The following is a 24,273-nucleotide window of genomic DNA, read 5'->3' on the forward strand; positions in this document are numbered from 1 at the left end:
GTAGGTGGGTGAAAAATCGACAATATTTACGAAAATTCGGGAATTGTATCCAATCTCTTTACAGATGACATTTTTTTTTCGATAATAGTAACAATTACAAAATATTAATTTATGATAAAGGTGAGTATACTTATGGCGAAAGACCAGGTCCTAACCGCCGAGCAAGTGGTTGAGCGGACAAGGAAATATTTAAACGATGAAGACGTTGCGCTTGTTCAAAAAGCATGTGAATATGCTCACGATGCTCATAAAGAACAATTTCGAAAATCAGGAGAACCGTACATCATCCACCCGGTACAGGTGGCTGGTATTTTAGCGGATCTTGAGATGGATCCTGCCACAGTGGCGGCTGGGTTTCTTCACGATGTTGTAGAAGATACACCGATTACATTTTCTGAAATCAAAGAAGCTTTCAATGAAGAAGTTGCCATGCTTGTAGACGGTGTCACTAAGCTTGGAAAAATTAAATATAAATCTCATGAAGAACAGCAAGCGGAAAATCATCGAAAAATGTTTGTGGCGATGGCACAAGACCTTCGTGTCATTTTAATAAAACTTGCTGACCGTCTCCATAATATGAGAACGTTAAAGCATCTACCAGTGGAGAAACAGCGAAGAATTGCAAATGAAACATTAGAAATATTTGCTCCTCTTGCTCACAGACTTGGTATTTCAAAGATTAAGTGGGAGCTTGAAGATATTGCTCTTCGTTATTTAAACCCTCAGCAGTATTACCGTATCGTGAATCTTATGAAAAAGAAACGAGCAGAGCGTGAGCAGTATTTAGAAGAAGTACTAGATGATATGAGAGATCGGATGAAGGAAGTTCATATCGACTCTGAAATCTCAGGGCGACCGAAACATATTTATAGTATATATCGAAAGATGGCTTTACAAAATAAGCAATTTAATGAAATATATGATTTGTTAGCTGTTCGGATTATTGTCAACAGTATAAAAGATTGTTACGCGGTCCTTGGTATTATTCATACTTGCTGGAAGCCGATGCCTGGAAGATTCAAAGATTATATTGCAATGCCTAAACCGAATATGTACCAATCTCTTCACACTACTGTGATAGGCCCAAAAGGAGATCCACTAGAAGTCCAAATTCGAACAAATGAAATGCACCAAATTGCCGAATATGGGGTCGCGGCTCACTGGGCGTACAAAGAAGGAATTTCAATTAATGAGAATATGCCATTTGATAAAAAACTGTCATGGTTTAGAGAAATATTAGAATTTCAAAACGAATCTGCTAATGCAGAAGAATTTATGGAATCTTTAAAGATTGACTTATTCTCAGATATGGTCTTTGTCTTTACACCAAAAGGGGATGTTATTGAATTACCGTCGGGCTCCGTCCCAATTGATTTTTCCTATCGAATTCACTCTGAAATTGGGAATAAAACGATAGGGGCGAAAGTTAATGGGAAAATGGTAACCCTTGATTGTAAACTAAAAACAGGGGATATTGTTGAAATCCTAACTTCAAAGCATTCATACGGACCGAGTCAAGATTGGTTAAAACTTGCACAAACATCGCAAGCAAAAAATAAAATTAAGCAGTTTTTTAAGAAACAAAGAAAAGAAGAAAACATTGAAAAAGGAAAAGAGCTTGTAGAAAAAGAAATACGAGCACTAGACTTTGAATTAAAAGATGTTTTAACTTCTGATAACATTCATCGAGTAGCTGAAAAATTTAATTTTTCAAATGAAGATGATATGTATGCAGCTGTTGGATACAATGGCATTACTGCTGCTCAAATTGCCAATCGCTTAACAGATAAGCTGAGAAAACAACGAGACCAAGAAGAAGCGATTGAGGAAGTAACTGAACTTAAGGGGCAGCCCCCGCGTAAGAGAGGGGAAACAGGTGTAAAGGTAAAGGGAATAGATAATCTTCTCATAAGATTATCCCGATGCTGTAATCCCGTTCCTGGAGATGAAATTGTTGGATTTATTACGAAGGGCCGTGGGGTTTCTGTTCATAGGGAAGACTGTCCAAATATCGCTTCAGAAGAATATGAAAAACGATTAATTCCAGTTGAATGGGAAAGTGATGGAACACATCGAAAAGAATATAATGTAGACATTGAAATTTCAGGATATGATCGTAATGGTTTATTAAATGAAGTACTTCAGGCTGTAAATGAGACGAAGACGAACATTACGGCAGTAAGTGGTCGGTCTGATCGAAATAAAGTAGCAACGATTGGAATGTCTATTTCCATTCGCAATGTCAGTCATCTTCAGCGAGTAGTGGAACGGATTAAACAGATTTCAGACATTTATTCTGTAAGAAGGATTATGACGTAAGGAGTTTCGATATGAAGGTAGTATTGCAACGGAGTAAAAACGCCCGAGTTACGGTCAATGAGAAGGTGGAGGGGCAAATCGACAGTGGTCTTGTCCTTCTCGTAGGAGTAACGCATGATGATACGGTGGATGATGTTAACTATTTGGCGAAGAAAATAGCTCACCTTCGCATTTTTGAAGATGAAAATGAAAAGATGAATCATTCTTTACTTGATCATGGGGGCGATATTCTTTCTGTATCTCAATTTACATTGTATGGAGATTGTCGAAAAGGCCGCAGACCGAATTTTATGAACGCAGCTAAACCCGATCAAGCTGAAGAGTTGTATAATCAATTTAATCATGCTTTAAGAGCCTACGGGCTAAAAGTAGAAACAGGGGTATTCGGAAGTATGATGGAAGTATCACTTGTCAATGATGGTCCAGTAACGCTTATACTAGATAGTCGTGACTAAACAGGATTGCTTTTAAGCAATCCTGTTTTATTATTGAAAAAACTGAACAAGTCCATTGTAGATTCCCGTAGTCGTTCTTTCTTTAAATAACGTTGAATGTACGATCCATTCTTCATGTAAATGACTTAAAAAGCCTAGTTCCAATAAAACGGAGGGTTGATTATTTTCGCGAAGGACATAATAATCCCCTTGTTGGACACCACGATTTTTTATAGCGGATGCTTGAGTAAAATGTTCATTTATCGAAAGAGCAAGCTTTTGTTGCGGTTTATCAAAATAATAGGCAGTATGTCCGTGTATAGTCGAGTCATCAACACTGTCGAAATGAAGGGATAAAAATGCATCAGCTTCATAATAATGAGAAAGATTCACTCTAGTTTGCAAAGTGACATAAGCGTCCTCTTTCCTAGTTAAGATAGCTCTTGCACCAGCCTGTTTTAACTTATTAGAAAGGGATTCAGCTATTTTCATGGTTATGAGTTTCTCAAATGTTCCTCTTGCTCCAATGGTACCACTATCGATACCTCCATGTCCCGGGTCAATTAAGATGGTTTTACCCGCCAATATATTTTCTTTCGGAAGCTGGTTGGGCGTTGAATCTGTCATTTGAGTAGAAACCATCCACTCTGCGACATATCCATACTCACCACCTTCGCTTAGCGCAAGCTTGTACCACTCTCCAACTTGTTGAATAATAGAGTATTCATTTCCTGCAGAAACCTTTTGAATGATGTTATGTTCGAGGGATGGGCCTGATCGTATATTCGTTCCGTTATATAAAATTTGCGCACTTTCATGTTTTATAGAGGTTGGAAATGAAGTTGGTCGTTGTTGGTTATAAAATGCTACCTCTAAATAATCTTTTGTCACCCAACCAGTTTGATCATTATTTAGTATAATTTTTGCCCAATCATTTTGATCTGCAACTATCTGGAGCTTTTCACCGTATGAAACAGATGAGATAACGTTTCCGCTTAATGCTGCTCTGTCTCTTATATTAAGCTGATTAATGGTGACGGTCCCATAAAGAACATGATCGGAAGGTTGGTTTCCTTGATACTCAGTGGTTACATGCTGGACGTAGGAAGAGGAAATCCAACCAGAAGCCCCCTTATAATGGATTTCCATCCACTCCTCTTGCTGATTTATGACTGTAAACATCTTTCCTTTATTTATAGTCCCAATGATTGTTCCTGTTAAGCTAGGGTTTTGGCGAATGAATAGTGTCTCAACTGAAATAACGGTTTGTCGATTGTTTATGGTACGAGGAACTTCTAAAGAGCTATTTTGAAGGGAAATCTTACTTACAAGATTTTGACGATATAATTCACCTATACTAGCAGTACTTGTGGGGGGGATTTTGCGAATATGAATTTCATTTTCTTTTGCCAAGTCATAAGATGCTGCAGAAGAAAGAATCGTTTCGTTAGTCCAGGCTGGCACCCACCCTTTTTGGCGGTCAGGTAATTGAATTTCCACCCAATCTTGTTTTTTAGAAAGGATGGTATAAATTTCCCCTTTATGAACAGAGGTGATGGCTTCATATGAAAGGCCTGGCCCTTTTCGCGCATTGACCTTATCTGATTGAATTGTTATCCGTTTAGGGTCTTCACTAAGAAAAAGAAGTAAAGCAATTAAGAGCAGTGTGAATACTACTAATATAATAAAGCTCGTTTTTCCTCTCATATTTACACCTCACAGTTCGAATAATTAGTCGAAGTTCGAGTGGAATTTCTATATTGTATCTTTCGAGAGTGGGAGTCAAAATCCTTGTCTTTTTTATGAAAGAAAACCGAATTTGTTGGGAATGATAGTGCTAAGTGAAGTGAAAGGGTGAGAACATGAGAGCGAGTGAAAAACAAACAATGAATAGTTTTGGCGGTGGTCAAGTATTTGGAGTAGATTTTCATCATTTTATAGAAAAAGAGCAGGATGCATCATCTGTCGAGCTTGCAACTGAATTTGGCTTGTCTTTACGGGAAGTTCATCTGTTAAAGAAAAAAATGGAAAGAGGATAATGGATTAAAGGATTTTTCTGTTTTTCATCTTGACATTGATCAATCCCCTGCGTATGATTATATAAACTAAATGACATACAAAAACCAATGATGAAGCATAGTAACTAGGAAACACATGAAAAGAGAGGAAATGTCTTGGCTGAAAACATTTCTCCATGATGCCTTAGTGAATGAACACTTCTTAGGTTTCTCTCTGAAAGAAAGGTTTCTAGTAGGAGATGAACGTGGCAGGCGTTAACTGTTCGAGTGGAAGCGTTAAGCTTCAATTAGGGTGGCACCACGGGTTTAAAACTCTCGTCCCTTGTTTTATACAAGGGAAACGAGGGTTTTTTTATTTGGCTATTTATGTAAGGAGGAGAATTTACGATGGTGAAAATTCCGAGAGGTACTCAAGATATTCTTCCGGGTACTGTTGAGAAATGGCAATATATAGAAGAGAAAGCGAAGGAGCTATGCCAGCGATTTCAGTACCAAGAAATTCGCACACCAATATTTGAACATGCAGAATTATTTTTACGCGGTGTAGGAGATACAACTGATATTGTACAGAAGGAAATGTACGTTTTTAAGGATCGGGGTGAACGTGACCTTGCACTGCGTCCTGAAGGAACAGCAGCGGTTGTTCGAGCATTTGTAGAACATAAGATGTTTGGTTATGCGAATCAACCGGTAAAGCTTTTCTATACAGGTCCCATGTTTCGTTATGAACGACCTCAGGCTGGTCGTTATCGGCAGTTTGTTCAATTTGGTGTTGAAGCCCTTGGAAGTGAAGACCCAGCCATTGATGCAGAAGTAATTGGCTTAGCCATGAACTTATACGAAACACTAGGTTTAAAGAAAGTAAAGCTTGTTATTAATTCACTAGGTGATTCAGAAAGCAGATCAGCACACCGTGAAGCCCTTGTCGCTCACTTCCAACCTCGAATTGGAGAGTTTTGTGCAGATTGTCAAAATCGCTTAGAGAAGAACCCACTTCGTATTCTTGATTGTAAGAAAGATCGTCATCATGAATTAATGAATACGGCTCCGTCCATAATAGATTACTTGAACAGTGAGTCAACTTTATACTTTGGTAAGGTTCAACAATATTTGCAAAGGATGAACATACCATTTACTGTTGACGCCACCTTAGTGAGAGGGTTGGATTATTATAATCATACTGCCTTTGAAATTATGAGTGAAGCTGAAGGGTTTGGAGCCATAACGACGCTTTGTGGTGGTGGAAGGTACAATGGTCTTGTTGAAATGATTGATGGACCAAGTACACCAGGTATTGGGTTTGCTCTAAGTATCGAGAGGCTCATATCTGCCCTTGAAGCCGAAAATATTGAATTGCCGATTAAGCAAAAAGTTGACTGTTATGTAGTATCACTAGGGGACAGCGCACGAGAATATAGTGTAAAGCTATTACATCAGCTTAGACAAGCAGGATTTGCAGCAGATAAAGATTACTTAAATCGTAAAGCAAAAGCGCAATTTAAAACAGCAGATCGTATCAACGCGCGGTTTGTTGCCATTCTTGGTGAGGATGAACTACAAAACGGAAAAGTGAAAGTGAAAAATATGGAAAATGGTGAGCAGGTGGAGCTAGAATTAGCACAATTTATCCAGCAATTTTCCGAGTTAAGCCAATAAAGGAGGAGAAATCAATGAGTAAACGTTCTTATTGTGGAGAAGTAATAGAGGCACATGTTGGAGAAAAGGTATTTCTTCAAGGATGGGTACAAAAACGTCGTGATTTAGGTGGGTTAATCTTTGTGGATCTTCGTGATCGTACTGGGATTGTTCAAACGGTCTTCAATCCAGAAGTATCTCAAGAAGCTCTAGAAATAGCTGAAACCATTCGTAATGAGTTTGTCCTTCAAATTGAAGGAACCGTTGTAAAAAGAGCTGAGGGTGCTATTAATCCAAGCTTGAAAACAGGAAAAATTGAAGTGCAAGTAAATCATGTTCGCATATTAAATGAAGCGAAAACACCCCCTTTTATTATCGAAAATGAAACAGACGTATCAGAAGATTTACGTCTTAAATATCGCTATTTAGACTTACGTCGACAAGACATGCTAGAAACATTTCAAATGCGTCACAGCGTCACGAAGTCGATTCGCCAATTTTTAGATGAGAATGGATTTTTAGATGTGGAGACACCGATGTTAACAAAGAGTACACCTGAAGGTGCTCGTGATTATTTGGTTCCTAGCCGTGTGCATGATGGGGAATTTTATGCTCTTCCTCAAAGCCCACAAATCTTTAAGCAATTACTAATGGTCTCTGGGTTCGAACGTTATTATCAAGTTGCTCGTTGTTTCCGTGATGAAGATTTACGTGCAGATCGTCAACCGGAATTTACCCAAGTTGATATTGAAATGAGCTTTATGGACCAAGAAGAAATCATCACTCTAATGGAAAGTATGATGGAAAAAATGATGAAGGATGTCAAAGGTGTTGACGTCTCTCTTCCGTTCCCAAGAATGACGTATGATGAAGCGATGAATCGTTACGGTTCTGATAAGCCTGATACTCGATTTGATATGGAACTTATTAATGTTGGAGAAGTTGTAAAGGACTCAGGTTTTAAAGTGTTCGCATCGACAATTACTAATGGTGGAGAAGTAAAACTACTAAATGTAAAAGGAGCGGCAACCGAATATTCTCGTAAAGACATTGACGGATTAACTGAGTTTGTTTCTCGATACGGGGCAAAAGGGCTTGCCTGGTTAAAAGTAGAGGCGGAAGGGCTAAAAGGCCCTATTGCAAAATTCTTTTCTGAAGAAGAGCAATCTGGACTTCTTAACGCTTCTCAAGGTGAAGCAGGGGATTTATTACTGTTCGTAGCAGATAAAAAATCGGTTGTAGCAGATGCACTTGGAGCCCTTCGTGGAAAACTAGGAAAAGAGTTAGGGTTAATTGATGAAAGTAAATTTAACTTCCTATGGGTTACAGACTGGCCGTTATTAGAGTATCGTGAAGAAGATAATCGTTATATTGCTGCGCATCACCCGTTTACAATGCCAGTAAGAGAAGACATACCTCTGTTTGAATCAGCACCTGAAGATGTAAAAGCGATTGCGTACGACCTTGTCCTTAACGGTTATGAGCTCGGGGGTGGTAGTCTTCGTATTTTTGAAAGAGACATTCAAGAGAAAATGTTTAGCGTGCTAGGATTCACAGAAGAAGAGGCGAGAGAGCAATTCGGATTTTTATTAGAAGCATTTGAGTATGGAACTCCTCCACATGGGGGAATTGCTCTTGGACTAGACCGTTTAGTAATGTTATTGGCAGGCCGCACAAACCTACGTGATACAATTGCTTTTCCAAAAACAGCAAGTGCGAGCTGCCTGTTAACGAATGCACCAAGCGAAGTAAGTGGAGAACAGCTTAGTGAGCTACATTTGTCACTTGATGTAGAAAAAAAGTAATCGATTCTCAAATGTTGTAGGATTGTATGATTACAATAGATATGGTAAAATACACTTACAAGAAAGTCCTGATGTGTTCGTTGTATTACCTATTAGTTTTGACCGAACATTTCTAACTTTGGGAGTCTGCGTTTTTAAATAGCGTGCATGCCTTTTTGCTAAGGACGTACAACATTTAAAATAAGACACCCACCTGCTGAGAGCGGGTTCAAAACGTTAGTATCTCAGCAACGGCATGATTGGGACTTTCAACCTCTTTTACAATTGTTTATCCAAGCTTCTTGATTATTCAAGGAGCTTTTTTGTTGAGTTCAAATGTGTAAGTGATGAAGCTTATTCTTCACCTGTCGTGCTGCTTTTTATTTCATACCTGATATTTTAAAAGAAGACTTGATCCTATGGATGTTAAACCTACCGTGTTTATCGGGTTTTATTGCATTTCTAGGTGAATTAAGCTATTCTATAGAAATGAAATTATTAGCTTGGAGTTGATTTTGTTGTTACATCAGTTTTCTCGAAACGAATTAGCCATCGGAAAAGAAGGGCTAGATAGATTAAAAAATAGTACAGTAGCTGTTTTAGGTATTGGAGGCGTTGGTTCCTTTGCTGCAGAAGCCCTTGCTCGTTCTGGCGTGGGTCGCTTAGTACTAGTTGATAAAGATGATGTTGATATTACCAATGTAAATCGTCAAATTCACGCTTTACTATCGACGGTTGGCCAACAAAAAGTAGAGTTAATGAAGAATCGAATTCATGATATTAACCCAGACTGTGAAGTTATTGCTCTTAAAATGTTTTATACGGAAGAAACATATGAGGAGTTCTTTAGCTATGGGTTAGATTTTGTCGTGGATGCTTCAGATACGATTTCCTATAAAATTCATTTAATGAAAGAATGCTTAAAGCGTGATATCCCGATAATAGCTAGTATGGGAGCAGCGAATAAAACCGATCCTACCCGCTTTAAAATTGCTGATATTTCTAAAACTCACACGGACCCTATTGCAAAAGTTATTCGAACATGCCTTCGAAAATCAGGTATCCGTAAAGGGATTCCGGTAGTGTTTTCTGATGAAAGTCCAATTGTCATTCGTGAAGATATTCGGAAAGAAGTCGGAAATGATCAAGCTGAAATACGCAAGGCGAAAATGCCTCCGTCTTCAAACGCTTTTGTCCCTTCTGTTGCAGGCTTGATTGCAGCAAGCTATGTCGTAAATACGATGCTAAAAGACATTAAAATTCAAAGAGTGAACGATTAACCGCTGATATTTATCAGCGGTTTTCTTTATAGGTTGGCTTCGTTTAGAAGTGGTAACGGTTGTGTTTATAGTACTCATTATTACATGTTGAACATTGGGAATGGATTGCTTTCTCACAAACTATTGAACACATTTTTTCCTTAACCATAATGCGAAGTCATTAACATTCGTAGTTAATGAAAAAATAAAAGAATAATAAAATTTGAAACCTTTTTATATAGGAAACGTAATAAAGAGTAGAAATGAATAAAGATGACAAAATTTACCGAGAAAGAAGGAAATGTGGTATAGTAGCAAGGTAATAGCAGTCATTAATGTTACAAATAGGAGGTATTTTATGGAGCATATTGTGAGGATTAAAAATGTTTCAAAAATGATTAGAAAAAAGAGAATCATAGACTCGTTAACCTTTGACGTTCAACCTGGCGAAGTATTTGGTTTTTTAGGACCAAACGGTGCTGGTAAAACGACGACGATTCGTATGATGGTAGGACTCATCGGTATTACCTCTGGAGACATTGAAATAGCTGGACACAGCATCAAATCAGAATACGAAAAGGCAATTGCAAATGTTGGAGCCATTGTCGAAAACCCTGAAATGTATAAATTTTTAACAGGCTACCAAAATTTAGTTCATTTTGGTCGAATGCATGGTAATATTTCCAAAGAAAAAATTGATGAAATAGTTGAGCTTGTAGGGTTAACCGGTAGGATTCATGAAAAGGTAAAAACGTATTCACTCGGAATGAGACAGCGATTAGGTATTGCGCAAGCGCTCCTCCATGACCCGAAAGTGCTTATTTTAGATGAACCGACAAATGGATTGGACCCAGCAGGGATTCGTGAAATTCGTGATTATGTGCGCAAATTGGCAAGAGAACGAAATATTGCGGTTGTTGTTTCAAGCCACTTATTATCAGAGATGGAAATGATGTGCGACCGAATTGCCATTATTCAAAATGGGAAGCTTGTCGATGTTCAAACAGTGGATGATTTTGTCGAGGGTAATGAACATATTTATCAATTTGAAGTATCGCCACTTAAAGAAGCTGAAGCAGTCATGTCTGCACACTTATCGCAATACTCCTATCAAATATTAAATGAACATTTACATATTCAACTAGAAAAGGAACAAATTCCTGAAGTAATAAAAGTATTGGTAGAAAATGAACTTTCCATTTTCTCCATTACAAGAGCAGCGAAAACATTAGAAGATCGCTTCTTAGAAATTACGAAAGAGAAGGGAGAGACGCTTCATGCTTAATTTGATCCGAAACGAATGGATGAAAATATTTAAGCGCCCTGGTACGTATGTCATGATTGGGCTACTTGTTCTATTTGTGGTCGCTATGGGTGGTATTTATAAATATGTTGAAAAGGATATTCCTGAAAATTTAGATTGGAAACAACAGTTAACAACAGAAATTGAATCTGATAAACAAACATTAGAAGAATATGGAAATCAAATGATGGATATTGAAAAGTTATCCTATGAAAAAGACATCGCAATTAATACGTACCGTATTGAAAATGACCTTCCTGAAAATCAAGGGAATAGTGTATGGTCATTTGTAGAAGAAGCATCTACGGGAGTAAATCTTGTTGGATTATTTGCCATCATTGTTGCTGCTGGAATTGTAGCAAGTGAATTTTCATGGGGCACGATTAAGCTGTTACTCATTCGTCCAATTTCCAGGTTTAAAATTTTGTTATCTAAATACATTACTGTGCTACTTTTTGGTTCAATGCTGCTTGTTATACTTTTTGCTTTATCCGCACTTGTTGGGGTAGTATTGTTTGGCGGTGGAAGCGATGTGTATTTATCGTATGTAGAAGGGGAAGTTATCAAGGAGTCTACGATCTGGTTTTTAATGAAACAGTATCTGTTAGGCACAATTGGGGTGTTTATGATTACAACGATGGCTTTCATGATTTCTACTTTATTTAAAAATAGCTCGATTGCCATCGGGATTTCTATCTTCACCTTATTAGTTGGTGGAACAGTGACAGCTATATTAGCTGTTTGGTTTGATTGGGCAAAATATATATTATTTGCAAATACGGATTTAACAATGTATTCACAGGGTATACTATTAAGAGAAGGAATGACCCTTGAATTTTCGCTTATCGTACTAGCTGTGTATTATATTATCTTTATGTTATTGGCTTTTATCCCGTTTATGAAGCGGGACATGGGAGCATAAAAATTTAAACATTGACTTAGTAGTAAGGCTACTTCACTCCAACTGAAAATGGAGTGGGGTAGCCTATTTTTTGTCCATTCTCTTCATAATAATCCTTCTTTTAGGAACCTTCCTCAACCCTCCTGTGAGAAACGAACTACAACGACCCTATTCATAATAATTCTCCTTTTTTGGCTTGCAAAACTTTCTTCTCTTAATTGGTTTTGACTAGAGGCGGAATGAAAGGGTATTTATACATTCTCTATTAGAATTCCTTAAGAAATTCTTCATTTTTTTAAAAACTTTAACTTAAGAAATCCTTTGTACAATAAGTAACAGATGAAAGAAATAAGGTGCAACAATTTTAAAATGACTAATCCTGCACTTAAGGTGGTAGTAATTTGTTTTAATGCAATAACTCGGAAAGAGGTTGTACAGTATCATTTAGAGTACTCCATAAGAGTTAGTAAACCCTACTATCTAGGAAAATGAGAACCCATTAATGTACCCCCCTTTCATCTAGAAATAAAGATATGACAACATTTCTCTTAATAGTAGAAAGCAAGAGTTGTTTCATATTAAAAAACTTTAAAGCAAATTAGGAGGTAGATGATGGAGTACAATGTTCGTTTTAAAAATGTGTCTAAAATGATTGGACGAAAGAAAATTATCGATTCACTTAGCTTTGACGTTCGACCAGGAGAAGTGTTTGGCTTTCTAGGTCCAAACGGGGCGGGAAAAACAACGTCCATTCGGATGATGGTCGGTCTTATCGAGATGACTTCAGGCGATATTCAGATTGCTGGGCATAGCATTAAAACAGAATATAGTAAGGCGATTTCAAATGTTGGAGCGATTGTGGAAAATCCTGAATTATATAAATTTCTTACAGGCTATCAAAATTTGAATCATTATGCCAGAATGCATAAGGGAATTTCAAAAGAAAAAATTGATGAAATGGTAGAACTGGTAGGTTTAACAAAAAGAATTCATGAAAAAGTAAAAACGTATTCCCTCGGAATGAGGCAGCGACTAGGAATCGCTCAAGCTCTGCTTCACAATCCAAAGGTGCTCATTTTAGACGAACCGACAAATGGCTTGGACCCAGCCGGTATTCGTGAAATTCGTGATTATATTCGCAAGTTGGCGAAAGAACAAAATATATCTGTTATTGTTTCAAGTCATTTATTAGCAGAAATGGAAATGATGTGCGATCGAATTGCCATTATTCAAAATGGGAAGCTCGTCGATGTGCAATCAGTAAATGATTTTGTCGAGGGTGATAAGCAGACTTATCAATTTGAAGTGAGTTCACTTGAAAAGATAGAGGTCATCATGTCTGAAGAGCTATCTCAATTTTCTTACAAAATCGTAAATGAACATTTGCATATTCAGCTACAAAAACAACAAATTTCTGATGTCGTCAAAGTATTAGTTGATCATGGACTATTTGTTCTCTCTGTTACAAGTACAAAGAAAACATTAGAAGATCGCTTCTTAGAAATAACACATGAGAAGGAGGTGGAGGATCATGCTTAATTTAGTCCGAAATGAATGGATGAAAATCACAAAACAAACAGGTACGAAGGTCATGATTGGCTTACTTATTTTATTCGTCATCATCACAGGTGGTATAGAGAAAAGTATATCGAGTCAAATTGAACAAGATCGTCAGCAAATAGCTATTCAAGCAGAAGATAAAGATAAATGGAAAGAAGAGCTATTGCTACAAATTGAATCAAGTGAAAATTTTTTAAACGATCCACAGTTGAGCAAAGAGTTGACTGAAGTTCAAAAATTATATTATGAAAAGGACCTTGCGATCAATACGTACCGTGTTGAAAACCATCTTCCTGAAGAATTAGGAAATAATGTATGGAGGTATATGGATAATAGCAAAAGAAATGGAATTACGATGGTCGGATTGTTTATGATCATTGTGGCTGCTGGAATCGTCGCCAATGAATTTACATGGGGAACAATTAAATTATTACTCATTCGTCCGACGTCTCGTTTTCAAATTTTGTTATCTAAGTATATTACCGTATTATCATTTGGGTTGATGCTACTTGGCATACTGTTTGTTATTTCAGCTCTTGTAGGGTTTGTGTTATTCGGTAGTCCTAGTGGAAATAATGTGCACTTAGCGTATGTAGATGGAAACGTCATCGAAGAGCCAATGGCATGGTTCATTATAAAGGATTACTTATTAAGTTTAATTGGCGTGTTGATGACAACAACGATGGCTTTCATGATTTCTACGTTATTCCGAAATAGTCCCCTTGCAATTGGAGTTGCGTTAACATCCTTGTTAGTTGGGGAATTAGTGGTAGAGTTTTTAGCACTAAGCTTTGATTGGACAAAATATATTTTATTCGCTAATACAGATTTAACTACGTACACACAATTAGATTCTCCTCTCGTACAAGGAATGACGCTCGAATTCTCAATCGCTGTTCTTGCTGTCTATTTCATCATCTTTATAGTACTTGCTTTTATTCCATTTATGAAGCGGGATGTAGGGGCGTAAAAACAAAAAAAGTAATAAATGAACTGCACTCAAATGTAAGACATGAGGTGCAGTTTTTTTATGGTTAGATTTAATCCTGAAGAATCTATATCGCTCAATAATTGGATAGTGGGGAATTAATATTAAATTGTAATGAACGTAGCTGTGGTGTTTATCATTTTAAAATATAACTAGCTACCAAAGTCGGTTAAAGGGGGTGGCTACAAAATGTCTCCACTAAACCAAACACAAAAAGCAAGGAAATTATTAATAGCTGCTTGTTCTCAGACCTCCCTATGATAAACTGAGATTATTAAAATTTCCCATATTAGTAAAAAATCACTTAGTTAAATAAATTCTCTATTTAATTAAGTGAATCATCAAAAGTATATTTAAGATTTTCAGGATATTGACGACTGACCTCATAGTGTTTTGTTCAATCATATAAATACGCCAGAGAAATATCCGCCTTTAGTAAAGAAGTAATGAAGAGGTGGAATATAATGTGCATGACCACACCAAATGGAGAAGCCACTGTTACGGTAGAGGGAAGAGATATCGGTCGGATAGATTTAAAAAACACCCAACATGTATGCTGAATGAAGAGGTGCACGAAGAGGTAAAATCTATTGGGGCAAGGTTATGGGGTCTCTGCTATGAAAGAGATACTTCTGAGATTTCATGATTGAAGAAGGGAACTCTAAGGAAATGTCGTTCCCTTCATTTATAAAAAATCACAAAATTTTTTGACATAGCGATTTTAATAAGAGAATCCTATGCTTCATGAATTTAGCTTTCGATAAATAGTAGCCAATGCTTTTTCGAATTTACCGGTTTCTTTCGGTTCATAATACGTTGCGTGTTGAAGGGCAGTCGGTAAGTATTGTTGTTTAACCCAACCCGTTTCATAGTCATGGGGATACTTATAACCAATGCCTCTACTAAGTTCTTTAGCACCTTTGTAATGAGAGTCTTTTAGATGAGCTGGGACCTCGCCGCTTTTTCCATCACGAATATCTTGTAACGCCTTGTCAATGGCCGTTATGGCTGAATTTGACTTTGGAGATAAGCATAATTCGATAACAGCGGTTGCTAGAGGAATACGTGCCTCTGGAAAACCGAGACGCTCAGCAGATTCAATGGCGGCTAATATTCGAGGACCTGCTTGCGGATTGGCGAGCCCAATATCCTCATAGGCAATTACTAATAATCTTCGTGCGATACTTACGAGGTCCCCCGCTTCAATAAGGCGTCCTAAATAATGTAATGCGGCATTGGTGTCACTTCCTCGAATTGACTTTTGAAAGCTACTTAAAACGTCGTAATGTGCATCTCCATTTTTGTCATGGGAAAATCTCTTTTTTTGTAAGCATTCTTCAGCTACGGCTAGCGAGATTTGAATGGTTCCATTTATTGTTGGAGTAGACGATAGTACTGCTAATTCAAGAGCGTTTAAGGAGCTACGCAAATCTCCATTACTTGCTTGAGCAAAATGATGAAGCGCTTCTTCTTCAATCGTTACTTGATAGCTTCCTAGTCCGTTTTCTCGGTCATGTAGCGCGCGTTGCAACGCTTCTGTCATGTCGTCGATCGATAAAGAATGTAGTTCGAAAATTTGGCAACGACTGCGGATTGCTGGATTAATAGCATGGTAAGGGTTACTAGTAGTGGCACCAATTAATGTAATCATCCCATTTTCTAAAAAGGGAAGTAAAAAGTCTTGCTTCGCTTTATCAAGGCGATGGACCTCATCAAGAAGAAGGATTACTTTTCCTGACATTTTTGCTTCAGCGGCAATGACTTCCATATCCTTTTTATTACTTGTTACCGCATTGAGAGTCCGAAATGCAAACTTTGTACTACCTGCAATGGCACTTGCGATAGATGTTTTTCCGATTCCAGGAGGACCATAAAGAATCATGGAAGAGAGCTGTTTAGCTTCGACCATTCTCCTAATAATTCTTCCCTCTCCGACAAGGTGCTTTTGTCCAATAATATCTTCGATGGTTTTTGGTCTTAGACGAAAAGCTAGTGGTTTAATACTCAACATCATCTCTCCAAACTTACGTTCTATCTTTTTCTACTAATGTAACACATCGGCTTGAAAAATGCATATTAGCCAAAAAATGTGCTATAATGCTATATTGATTATTGATTAAATACAAGGATGAAGCTTCTCGATAACCAAAGTGAGTCTACGGTGAGAGAGGGGCTATTTAAAATATATGAATGGAATTTAGAATAAACAGGGGTGTCCAATTTGAAGATTTCCACGAAAGGCCGATATGGCTTAACGATTATGATTGAACTTGCCAAACGCCACGGTGAGGGTCCAACCTCATTGAAAACGATCGCTCAAACTCATGACTTATCAGAGCATTATTTGGAACAATTGATAGCTCCTTTACGAAATGCAGGATTAGTTAAAAGTATTCGAGGTGCATACGGTGGATACATTTTAGCAAAAGAACCATCAAGTATTACATCTGGTGACATTATTCGCGTGTTGGAAGGGCCCATTAGCCCTGTTGAGGGAATTGAGGAGGAGGAACCAGCGAAACGAGAGCTGTGGATGCGAATTCGTGATGCAGTTAAAGCGGTTTTAGACAATACGACAATTGAAGACCTCGCCGGTTATACCGATGAAGATGAATCGGACGGATATATGTTTTATATATAATACAGGAGTGAATTTGAATGAATGTTATCTATCTTGACCATGCTGCAACCTCGCCTACTCACCCTCAAGTAGTCGAAAAAATGATGCCGATATACACAGATTATTATGGGAATCCATCGAGTATTCATTCATTTGGAAGAGAAGCAAGACAGCTGGTGGATCAAGCACGTACGACATTAGCAAAAAGTATTGGTTCTCGATTTAATGAAATTATTTTTACTAGTGGTGGGACAGAAGCGGATAATCTTGCGCTTGTGGGCGTATCGGATGCTTTAAAAGAGAGAGGAAAGCACATTATTACGACAGCTATCGAACATCATGCTGTTCTTCATACTTGTCAAAAGCTTGAAAGGGATGGGTTTGAAGTTACGTATCTTCCAGTTGACGAAGCGGGACAAGTGTCGCTAGATGATGTAAAAAAGGCGTTACGCAGCGATACGATTCTAGTGAGCATAATGTTTGGAAATAACGAAGTTGGCACGATCCAACCAATAAAAGAAATCGGGGATATCTTGCGAGATCATCCTGCTTATCTCCATACGGATGCGGTTCAAGCATACGGAGCCATTGACATCGATGTAAAAGAGCTTGGTATTGATTTGTTATCAGTGTCGGGGCACAAAATTAATGGTCCTAAAGGTATTGGCTTTCTTTATGTGAAAGAAGATATATTGCTTACGCCTCATTTATATGGTGGGGAACAAGAACGTAAGCGAAGAGCTGGTACGGAAAATGTACCTAATATTGTAGGCTTAGCGGAGGCTGTAACAATAGCAAGGGATACACGGGAAGAAAAACGAATGCTATATCTCCAAATGAAGGAAAAACTTAAAAATATTCTGATAGAAGAAGGCATTCAATTTTATCAAAACGGATTGCTTGAGCAATCTCTTCCTCATGTGCTAAACTTAAGCTTCCCTGGGACCGATGTTGAATCTATGTTAGTGAACCTAGATATGGCAGGTATTGCGGTGTCCAGTGGGTCAGCGTGTACGGCAGGTTCAATAGAACCGTCTCACGTACTCGTTGCTATGTTTGGTAAGCAATCGGATCGATTGCGAAATTCAATACGATTTAGCTTCGGCTTTAATAATACAATCGATGAAATCGAATGGACGGCACGTGAAACCGCCAAGATTATTCATCGTTTAACTTCAATCTAAATGAAAGTGTGGTGAGCATCATGAAAGCACCTAGTGAAACGAGGGTAGTTGTGGGAATGTCAGGAGGAGTGGATTCTTCTGTAGCTGCCCTATTATTAAAGGAGCAAGGTTATGATGTGATTGGTATATTTATGAAAAACTGGGATGATACAGATGAAAATGGTGTCTGTACAGCGACGGAGGATTACAATGACGTTATTCGTGTTTGTAATCAGATAGGTATTCCCTATTATGCAGTGAACTTTGAAAAGCAATATTGGGATAAGGTGTTCACGTATTTCTTAGATGAGTACAAGGCAGGAAGAACACCTAATCCTGATGTTATGTGTAACAAAGAGATTAAGTTTAAAGCATTTTTGGACCATGCGATGAAACTTGGAGCAGATTATTTAGCGACAGGCCACTATGCTCAAGTGGAAGAGCGAAACGGAGAGTACAAGATGCTTCGAGGTCACGATCATAATAAGGATCAAACGTATTTTCTGAATCAACTTAATCAAAGCCAATTAGAGAAGGTAATGTTTCCAATTGGACATTTGGAAAAGAAGAAAGTACGGGAAATTGCTACAGAAGCAGGCCTTGCAACAGCCACTAAAAAAGATAGTACGGGCATTTGTTTCATTGGTGAACGCAATTTTAAAGAATTTTTAGGTCAATATCTTCCTGCTCAACCTGGTACAATGGAAACGCTAGCTGGCGAACTAAAAGGCAAGCATGATGGATTAATGTACTACACAATAGGTCAGCGACAAGGACTTGGGATTGGTGGAGCCGGAGACCCTTGGTTTGTTGTAGGAAAAGATTTAAAGCGTAATGTCTTGTATGTAGAACAAGGCTTTGATCATGAGAGCTTATATTCTTCTTCTATTACAGCAACAAACATTAGCTTTACGTCAAACCAAATCCAAGCTAAAACCTTTACTTGCACGGCAAAATTCCGTTATCGACAAGAAGATCACCATGTAACGGTACAATTATTAGATAATGGAGAGGCAAAGATAATCTTTGATAAGCCAATCCGTGCCGTTACACCTGGACAAGCAGTTGTTTTTTATCAAGATGACATTTGTCTTGGTGGAGGGACAATTGACGCGATATTCCGTGAAGAAAAACAACTTATGTATGTTGGATAATAACCATTGCCTCAGCTCTACAAAAGAGCTGGGGCTTTTTTGTAAGAGAGAATAACGAATAAAAGATGTATCATCTAATGAAGCATCTTTACCGAATATGCTATACTGCAAATAGAAAAATAATGAGGTGGACAAAATGGATCGTAACCAACAAGGAATTCAAGCATTACAAGCGGGGAAATATGAAGAGGCAATTCGACTTTTTTCAGAAGAAATCGAGGAAAACCCAAAGGATGCAGTAGCCTATATTAATTTTGGGAATGTACTTGCTCATGTGGGAGAAGAAGAGAGAGCCCAACGTTTTTTCTTAAAGGCAATTGAACTGGATAAAGGTGCTGCCACTGCTTTTTATGGGTTAGGAAATTTATTTTTTAATGGTGAACAATTTAACGAGGCTAAAACTAATTTTGAAAAAGCTATTTCGCTAGGGCTAAACACAGGAGATGTATTTTTTATGCTAGGTCTATCGCTTATGCATTTGGAACAGCCTAAGCTAGCACTCCCTTACTTACAGCGCAGCGTAGAATTAAATAAAGAGGATATTGAAGCTAGATTTCAGTTTGGTCTTTGTCTTGCTCAATTAGAAATGCTAGAAGAAGCCGTGAAGCAATTCCAATTAATTATTGAAAAAGACAATCAACATGCGGATGCCTTGTATAATCTTGGTGTGGCTTATGCTGGTCACTATGAGGATCCCAAAGTGGCCCTTTCTTATTTCAATCGAGCATTACAAGCTCAAGATGATCATATGCTAGCGGGTTATGGTAAAAAGATGATGGAAAAAGTATTAAATGAACATTAATCTAAAATGAGAAGGGATGCTTTTTATGGATGAACAAGATGCTATGGATTTGTTTAAAGAACAAGATCCGTTTATAAGAGGAAGACATCTTGTCACTGTCTTTCATAATGAGCAAAATCTTTACTCTGTTATTCGAATTCGAGTGGATGAAACGAACTGCAACTATGAGGATAAAGAAGCGGTTGTGACGGGCTATTTCCCTCAAATTCATGAGCAAGAGACGTATACATTTTACGGGAATTTTCAAGAGCACCCGAAGTTTGGCTTACAATTTCAAGCGAAACAATTCCAGAAAGAAATTCCACAGTCAAAGCAAGGGATTGTGCAATATTTATCGAGTGATTTATTTAATGGAATTGGCAAAAAGACTGCTGAAAGGATTGTCGAACATCTTGGAGAGCAAGCAATCAGCAAAATTATTGAAGACCCTACTTCTTTAGACAGTGTTGCTAGACTTTCTAAGGAAAAAGCAAAAGAGATTTATAAGACACTTATGGAGCACCAAGGGCTAGAGCAGATTATGATCAAACTTAACCAAGTTGGATTTGGTCCACAATTGAGTATGAAGATTTATCAACAATACAAGGATCAATCTTTGGACATTTTACAAAAAAATCCGTATCAACTTGTATCCGATATTGAAGGAATCGGATTTGGTCGCGCTGATGAGCTAGGGGCAAAGCTAGGGATTGTTGGTCATCATCCTGATCGAATTAAGGCTGGTATCTTATATACTCTCGAACAAGACTGCCTAAGTGAAGGGCATGTGTTTTTAGATGGGGAATTCTTATTAGAAGATGTTAAAAAGTTACTTCAGCATAATAAACGAGAGCAAATAGAATACGAAAAAATTGCAACGGAGTTAGTTCATTTAAGTGAAGAAGGTAAAATTATCTTTGATGAGAACAAGCGAATTTATATGCCGTCACTCCATTTTGCTGAAAAAGGAATATCAACAAATTTAAAAAGGATATTGGCCCAGAGTGAATATGAGCATCAGTTTCCAGAGTCAGAGTTTTTACTAAGTTTAGGTAATCTGGAGGAGAGACTTCATGTCCAGTATGCTTCTTCACAAAGGGAAGCGATTCGAACGGCTTTAATGTCACCGATGCTGTTATTAACAGGGGGACCGGGAACGGGGAAAACAACGGTCATTAAAGGCATTGTCGAATTATATGCCGACCTTCATGGCTGCTCGCTTGATCCGAAGGAGTATAAGGATGAGCCTTTTCCTATTTTACTCGCTGCTCCAACCGGAAGAGCGGCAAAACGAATGTCTGAATCAACAGGGCTACCTGCTATGACAATTCACCGGTTATTAGGTTGGAACGGGCAAAAAAGTTTTGATAATGATGAAGATTCTCAAGTTGAGGGAAAGCTGTTGATTGTTGATGAAGTATCAATGGTCGATACATGGCTTGCACATCAGTTGCTAAAAGCGCTGCCTGAGAACATTCAGGTAATATTTGTTGGTGATGAAGATCAATTGCCTTCTGTAGGCCCTGGTCAAGTATTAAAAGATTTATTGCAGTCACAGGTTATTCCAACGGTAAGGCTTACAGATATTTATCGACAAGCTGAGGGTTCTTCTATTATCGAGTTGGCACATGAAATAAAAACAGGACGGTTACCAGCTAACATTCGCACTCAACAAAAGGATCGGTCATTTATAATGTGTAAGCCATCTCAAATTAAAGAAGCCATTGAAAAAGTTGTGATAAATGCGAAAAGAAAGGGCTATAAGGCAAAAGACATACAAGTGTTAGCTCCGATGTATCGAGGGCCGGCTGGCATTGATGTGCTGAATGACACGTTACAACAAATTTTTAATAGCAATGATGATAAGTCACGTAAAGAAATACAATATGGGGATGTCGCATATCGAATTGGTGATAAAGTTCTTCAACTTGTAAATCAACCAGAATCTGGTGTTTTTAATGGAGATATAGGTGAAATAGTCTCTATTTTTTACAGTAAAGAAAATACAGAAAAACAAGATATGGTGATTGTTTCTTATGAAGGAAACGAGGTTACTTACACAAAGCAGGATTTGAACCAAATCACATTGGCCTATTGCTGTTCAATACATAAATCCCAAGGAAGTGAGTTTCCAATTGTAATCTTGCCAATCGTAAAAAGTTACTATCGTATGCTTCGGAGAAATTTAATCTATACAGCGATTACTAGAAGTAAAAGCTTCCTCATTTTATGTGGTGAAGAAGAAGCTCTCCAAATGGGAGTGAACCGTGAAGATGATACGAGACGTCAAACAACGCTTTATGAACGATTAGTTACTGAAGAAAGTATCGTAACGGAAGACAATAAAGAGCTTATATTATCAGAAGCCAATATCGATAAAGTCAATCCAATGATTGGAATGGAAAACCTTACTCCTTATGATTTTGTGTAAAGTAGAAACACTAAGGAATGTTACAAAGGTTAAAAGATTTTTTGTAACGGACCTATTCTACAGATTGCTTACTTGCAGTATAAGATCGGACGTATTTGGGCACACTCAAAACAAATAAAGTGATTTCTTTCTTTTATAAAGGAAGGAAAAGTGATACGTGAGGTGCAGAAGGTGAAATGTCCGAACTGTTCAAGTAAAGATATCGGGAAAATAGGAATTAACCAGTATTACTGCTGGGGATGTTTTATTGAGCTTTCCATTGCTGAAGATATATTGCATACACATCAAGTAGAAGAAGATGGAACGTTAAGCTCATTAGATGATTTATTCGATGAGGAAGAGCGTCGACTAAGCTAATGTGAGGTGCTTTCAAGATGAATAGACGACTATCGACTTTATTGGGCTTTGGTGCAGGTGTTGCTGCTTCTTTAGGTGGACGTAACCAAAAACAATGGAAGCGGATGAGGAAAAGAATGAAAAAAGTATTTAAGTAACGAAGAAGTAAAAAAAGGATGGCCATCAGCCATCCTTTTTGTTTTGTTAAAAAGTTCTTAGCCTTCATTTATTGTGGAAATTGCATATTTTTTTATATGTTATTGGAAGAATAAACAGAAGGAGGAATGATGATGGAGAGAAATATATATGTAAAATGGATTTATCGTCTATCACTCGGCTTATTGATTCTGCTTTTTTTGTATATTTTTTATTTATTAGCTCCAGTTTGGAAACCCCTACTGAAACTTGTGTTTCTCTCACTTTCTCCTTTTATAATAGGAGGGTTTATTACCTATTTACTACATCCAGTTGTCGAAAGGCTGCATAGAGCAGGAATCCCTAGAATTTCGGCTATCATCATCATTTATGTTTTCTTTTTTGGTGGTGTAGGGTATGGAATATATAAAGGCTTTCCAATGTTAGTCGAGCAATTAAGACAGTTATCCGTTCATGCACCAGATTATGCGAATGAATATAAATCGTGGCTTACATTGATTCAAAAAGAAACATCAACATGGCCTGACGGGCTACAACACCAACTTGAAGATCGAATACACGCATTAGAATCGTGGGCCAACGGCCTTGTTGAGAATATATTAACAATGCTGTTAAAATTGATGAATAACTTGTTTATTATCGTGATTATCCCTTTTGTATCGTTTTATTTACTTAAAGATATTGCCAAAGTTAAAAAAATGGCCTTATCGCTAACCCCATCTAAATGGAGACGAAAAGCTACCTCGTTTATGAAAGATATTGATGCTTCATTAGGTGGGTATATTCGGGGGCAACTTCTTGTTTGTTTTGTCATTGGAGTGCTGTCATTCCTTGCATTTTGGATGATTAAACTTCATTATCCTTTAATTTTAAGTATATTTGTCGGCTTCACAAATATCATCCCTTATTTTGGTCCAATTGTAGGTGCAGTTCCTGCTTTAATTATTGCTAGTACGATTTCAGTGAAAATGATGTTTTACGTTATTCTCATTATTATTCTCCTTCAGTTTTTAGAAGGAAATATTCTTTCTCCATTTATTGTGGGAAAAAGCCTTCATATGCACCCGCTTTTTATTATGGGAGCCTTAATTATAGGAGGTGAAGTAGCTGGAGTAATCGGCTTAATTGTCGCTGTTCCCTTCTTCGCCATTGTCAAAACAGCTCTATTGCATGGGAAAAACCACTTTATTCCTTAGATGCTCGTTCCTAGTTTGACAAATACGAAAGATGTTTTTATAATTCGACATATACAGTACATAAAAAGAAACGAAGAAGGATTCAGTATGTTATAGTCCATCTGAGTGCAGAAGCACGTAAGAGAGGAATCTCATTCGCTGAGAGAGATTCTAGGTGAAGGATAACAGAACGCTCATCCTGAGTGCAGTTAAAGTCTGCCGTTTGCCGCGTTAAGGTGTAAAGTGACAGCCGTAG

The 24,273-nt window shown here is 37.7% G+C and carries 20 protein-coding genes, 1 other RNA gene and 1 other annotated feature; of the genes, 19 read left to right on the forward strand and 2 right to left on the reverse strand.

Going from position 1 to position 24,273, the window contains the following annotated elements:
* Window positions 1–132 precede the first annotated feature (132 nt).
* Together WAK64_RS01370 and dtd are read left to right on the forward strand one after the other, a co-directional pair.
* Complete coding sequence (locus WAK64_RS01370; protein WP_336585127.1) at window positions 133–2,319, forward strand: RelA/SpoT family protein; 2,187 nt, start codon at window positions 133–135, stop codon at window positions 2,317–2,319.
* Between the two features lie 11 nt (window positions 2,320–2,330).
* On the forward strand, window positions 2,331–2,774 hold the full coding sequence (dtd, locus tag WAK64_RS01375) for a D-aminoacyl-tRNA deacylase (RefSeq protein WP_336585128.1): 444 nt from the start codon (window positions 2,331–2,333) through the stop codon (window positions 2,772–2,774).
* Window positions 2,775–2,804: 30 nt separating this feature from the next.
* On the opposite strand, the gene WAK64_RS01380 is transcribed toward dtd, so the two are convergent.
* Entirely contained in the window at window positions 2,805–4,460 is a 1,656-nt protein-coding gene (locus WAK64_RS01380) for an N-acetylmuramoyl-L-alanine amidase family protein (RefSeq protein ID WP_336585129.1), read from the reverse strand.
* Window positions 4,461–4,615: 155 nt separating this feature from the next.
* Between WAK64_RS01380 and WAK64_RS01385 the strand changes: the two genes are divergently transcribed.
* The 9 genes from WAK64_RS01385 to WAK64_RS01425 all read left to right on the forward strand — a co-directional run bounded on the left by WAK64_RS01385 (window position 4,616) and on the right by WAK64_RS01425 (window position 14,183).
* Window positions 4,616–4,792 carry an RNA polymerase subunit sigma-70 gene (locus WAK64_RS01385; RefSeq protein WP_336585130.1) on the forward strand — a complete coding sequence of 59 codons (177 nt, stop codon included), beginning with the start codon at window positions 4,616–4,618 and terminating at the stop codon, window positions 4,790–4,792.
* A 78-nt stretch (window positions 4,793–4,870) separates the two neighbouring features.
* Window positions 4,871–5,097: a binding site (T-box leader), on the forward strand.
* A gap of 61 nt (window positions 5,098–5,158) precedes the next feature.
* Window positions 5,159–6,427: a histidine--tRNA ligase gene (gene hisS / locus WAK64_RS01390; protein WP_336585131.1), complete on the forward strand. Its 1,269-nt coding sequence runs from the start codon at window positions 5,159–5,161 to the stop codon at window positions 6,425–6,427.
* 14 nt (window positions 6,428–6,441) lie between these two features.
* The gene (aspS, locus tag WAK64_RS01395) at window positions 6,442–8,211 is read left to right on the forward strand and encodes an aspartate--tRNA ligase (protein ID WP_336585132.1); all 1,770 of its coding nucleotides are present in this window, start codon (window positions 6,442–6,444) and stop codon (window positions 8,209–8,211) included.
* Between the two features lie 62 nt (window positions 8,212–8,273).
* Window positions 8,274–8,461, forward strand: a non-coding RNA gene (gene ssrS, locus WAK64_RS01400) — 6S RNA.
* A gap of 247 nt (window positions 8,462–8,708) precedes the next feature.
* Entirely contained in the window at window positions 8,709–9,470 is a 762-nt protein-coding gene (locus WAK64_RS01405; protein ID WP_336585133.1) for a tRNA threonylcarbamoyladenosine dehydratase, read from the forward strand.
* Window positions 9,471–9,807: 337 nt separating this feature from the next.
* Entirely contained in the window at window positions 9,808–10,734 is a 927-nt protein-coding gene (locus WAK64_RS01410; RefSeq protein WP_336585134.1) for an ABC transporter ATP-binding protein, read from the forward strand.
* On the forward strand, window positions 10,727–11,674 hold the full coding sequence (locus WAK64_RS01415) for an ABC transporter permease (protein ID WP_336585135.1): 948 nt from the start codon (window positions 10,727–10,729) through the stop codon (window positions 11,672–11,674). Before WAK64_RS01410 ends, WAK64_RS01415 begins: the two co-directional genes overlap by 8 nt.
* Window positions 11,675–12,265: 591 nt before the next feature.
* Window positions 12,266–13,192 (forward strand): ABC transporter ATP-binding protein, encoded by a 927-nt coding sequence (locus WAK64_RS01420; protein WP_336585284.1) that lies wholly within the window; start codon window positions 12,266–12,268, stop codon window positions 13,190–13,192.
* Window positions 13,185–14,183, forward strand: a complete 999-nt coding sequence (locus WAK64_RS01425) for an ABC transporter permease (RefSeq protein WP_336585136.1) — start codon at window positions 13,185–13,187, stop codon at window positions 14,181–14,183. Before WAK64_RS01420 ends, WAK64_RS01425 begins: the two co-directional genes overlap by 8 nt.
* A gap of 760 nt (window positions 14,184–14,943) precedes the next feature.
* On the opposite strand, the gene WAK64_RS01430 is transcribed toward WAK64_RS01425, so the two are convergent.
* Complete coding sequence (locus WAK64_RS01430; protein ID WP_336585137.1) at window positions 14,944–16,209, reverse strand: replication-associated recombination protein A; 1,266 nt, start codon at window positions 16,207–16,209, stop codon at window positions 14,944–14,946.
* A gap of 213 nt (window positions 16,210–16,422) precedes the next feature.
* On the opposite strand from WAK64_RS01430, the gene cymR reads away from it, so the two are divergent.
* The 8 genes from cymR to WAK64_RS01470 all read left to right on the forward strand — a co-directional run bounded on the left by cymR (window position 16,423) and on the right by WAK64_RS01470 (window position 24,038).
* Window positions 16,423–16,842, forward strand: coding sequence for a cysteine metabolism transcriptional regulator CymR (gene cymR, locus WAK64_RS01435; protein WP_336585138.1), 420 nt, complete (start codon window positions 16,423–16,425; stop codon window positions 16,840–16,842).
* A 17-nt stretch (window positions 16,843–16,859) separates the two neighbouring features.
* Window positions 16,860–18,005: a cysteine desulfurase family protein gene (locus WAK64_RS01440; protein ID WP_336585139.1), complete on the forward strand. Its 1,146-nt coding sequence runs from the start codon at window positions 16,860–16,862 to the stop codon at window positions 18,003–18,005.
* Window positions 18,006–18,022: 17 nt separating this feature from the next.
* Window positions 18,023–19,138, forward strand: a complete 1,116-nt coding sequence (mnmA, locus tag WAK64_RS01445; protein ID WP_336585285.1) for a tRNA 2-thiouridine(34) synthase MnmA — start codon at window positions 18,023–18,025, stop codon at window positions 19,136–19,138.
* A 136-nt stretch (window positions 19,139–19,274) separates the two neighbouring features.
* A complete protein-coding gene (locus WAK64_RS01450) occupies window positions 19,275–19,940 on the forward strand; it encodes a tetratricopeptide repeat protein (protein WP_336585140.1) in 666 nt (221 codons plus the stop codon).
* A gap of 25 nt (window positions 19,941–19,965) precedes the next feature.
* Window positions 19,966–22,350 carry an SF1B family DNA helicase RecD2 gene (gene recD2, locus WAK64_RS01455; RefSeq protein ID WP_336585141.1) on the forward strand — a complete coding sequence of 795 codons (2,385 nt, stop codon included), beginning with the start codon at window positions 19,966–19,968 and terminating at the stop codon, window positions 22,348–22,350.
* 171 nt (window positions 22,351–22,521) lie between these two features.
* A complete protein-coding gene (locus WAK64_RS01460; protein ID WP_336585286.1) occupies window positions 22,522–22,707 on the forward strand; it encodes a hypothetical protein in 186 nt (61 codons plus the stop codon).
* Between the two features lie 17 nt (window positions 22,708–22,724).
* Complete coding sequence (locus WAK64_RS01465) at window positions 22,725–22,844, forward strand: DUF3918 domain-containing protein (protein ID WP_336585142.1); 120 nt, start codon at window positions 22,725–22,727, stop codon at window positions 22,842–22,844.
* A 132-nt stretch (window positions 22,845–22,976) separates the two neighbouring features.
* Window positions 22,977–24,038 (forward strand): AI-2E family transporter, encoded by a 1,062-nt coding sequence (locus tag WAK64_RS01470; protein ID WP_336585143.1) that lies wholly within the window; start codon window positions 22,977–22,979, stop codon window positions 24,036–24,038.
* Window positions 24,039–24,273: the final 235 nt, after the last annotated feature.

This window comes from Bacillus spongiae (genome assembly GCF_037120725.1).
GTDB lineage: Bacteria > Bacillota > Bacilli > Bacillales > Bacillaceae_K > Bacillus_CI > Bacillus_CI spongiae.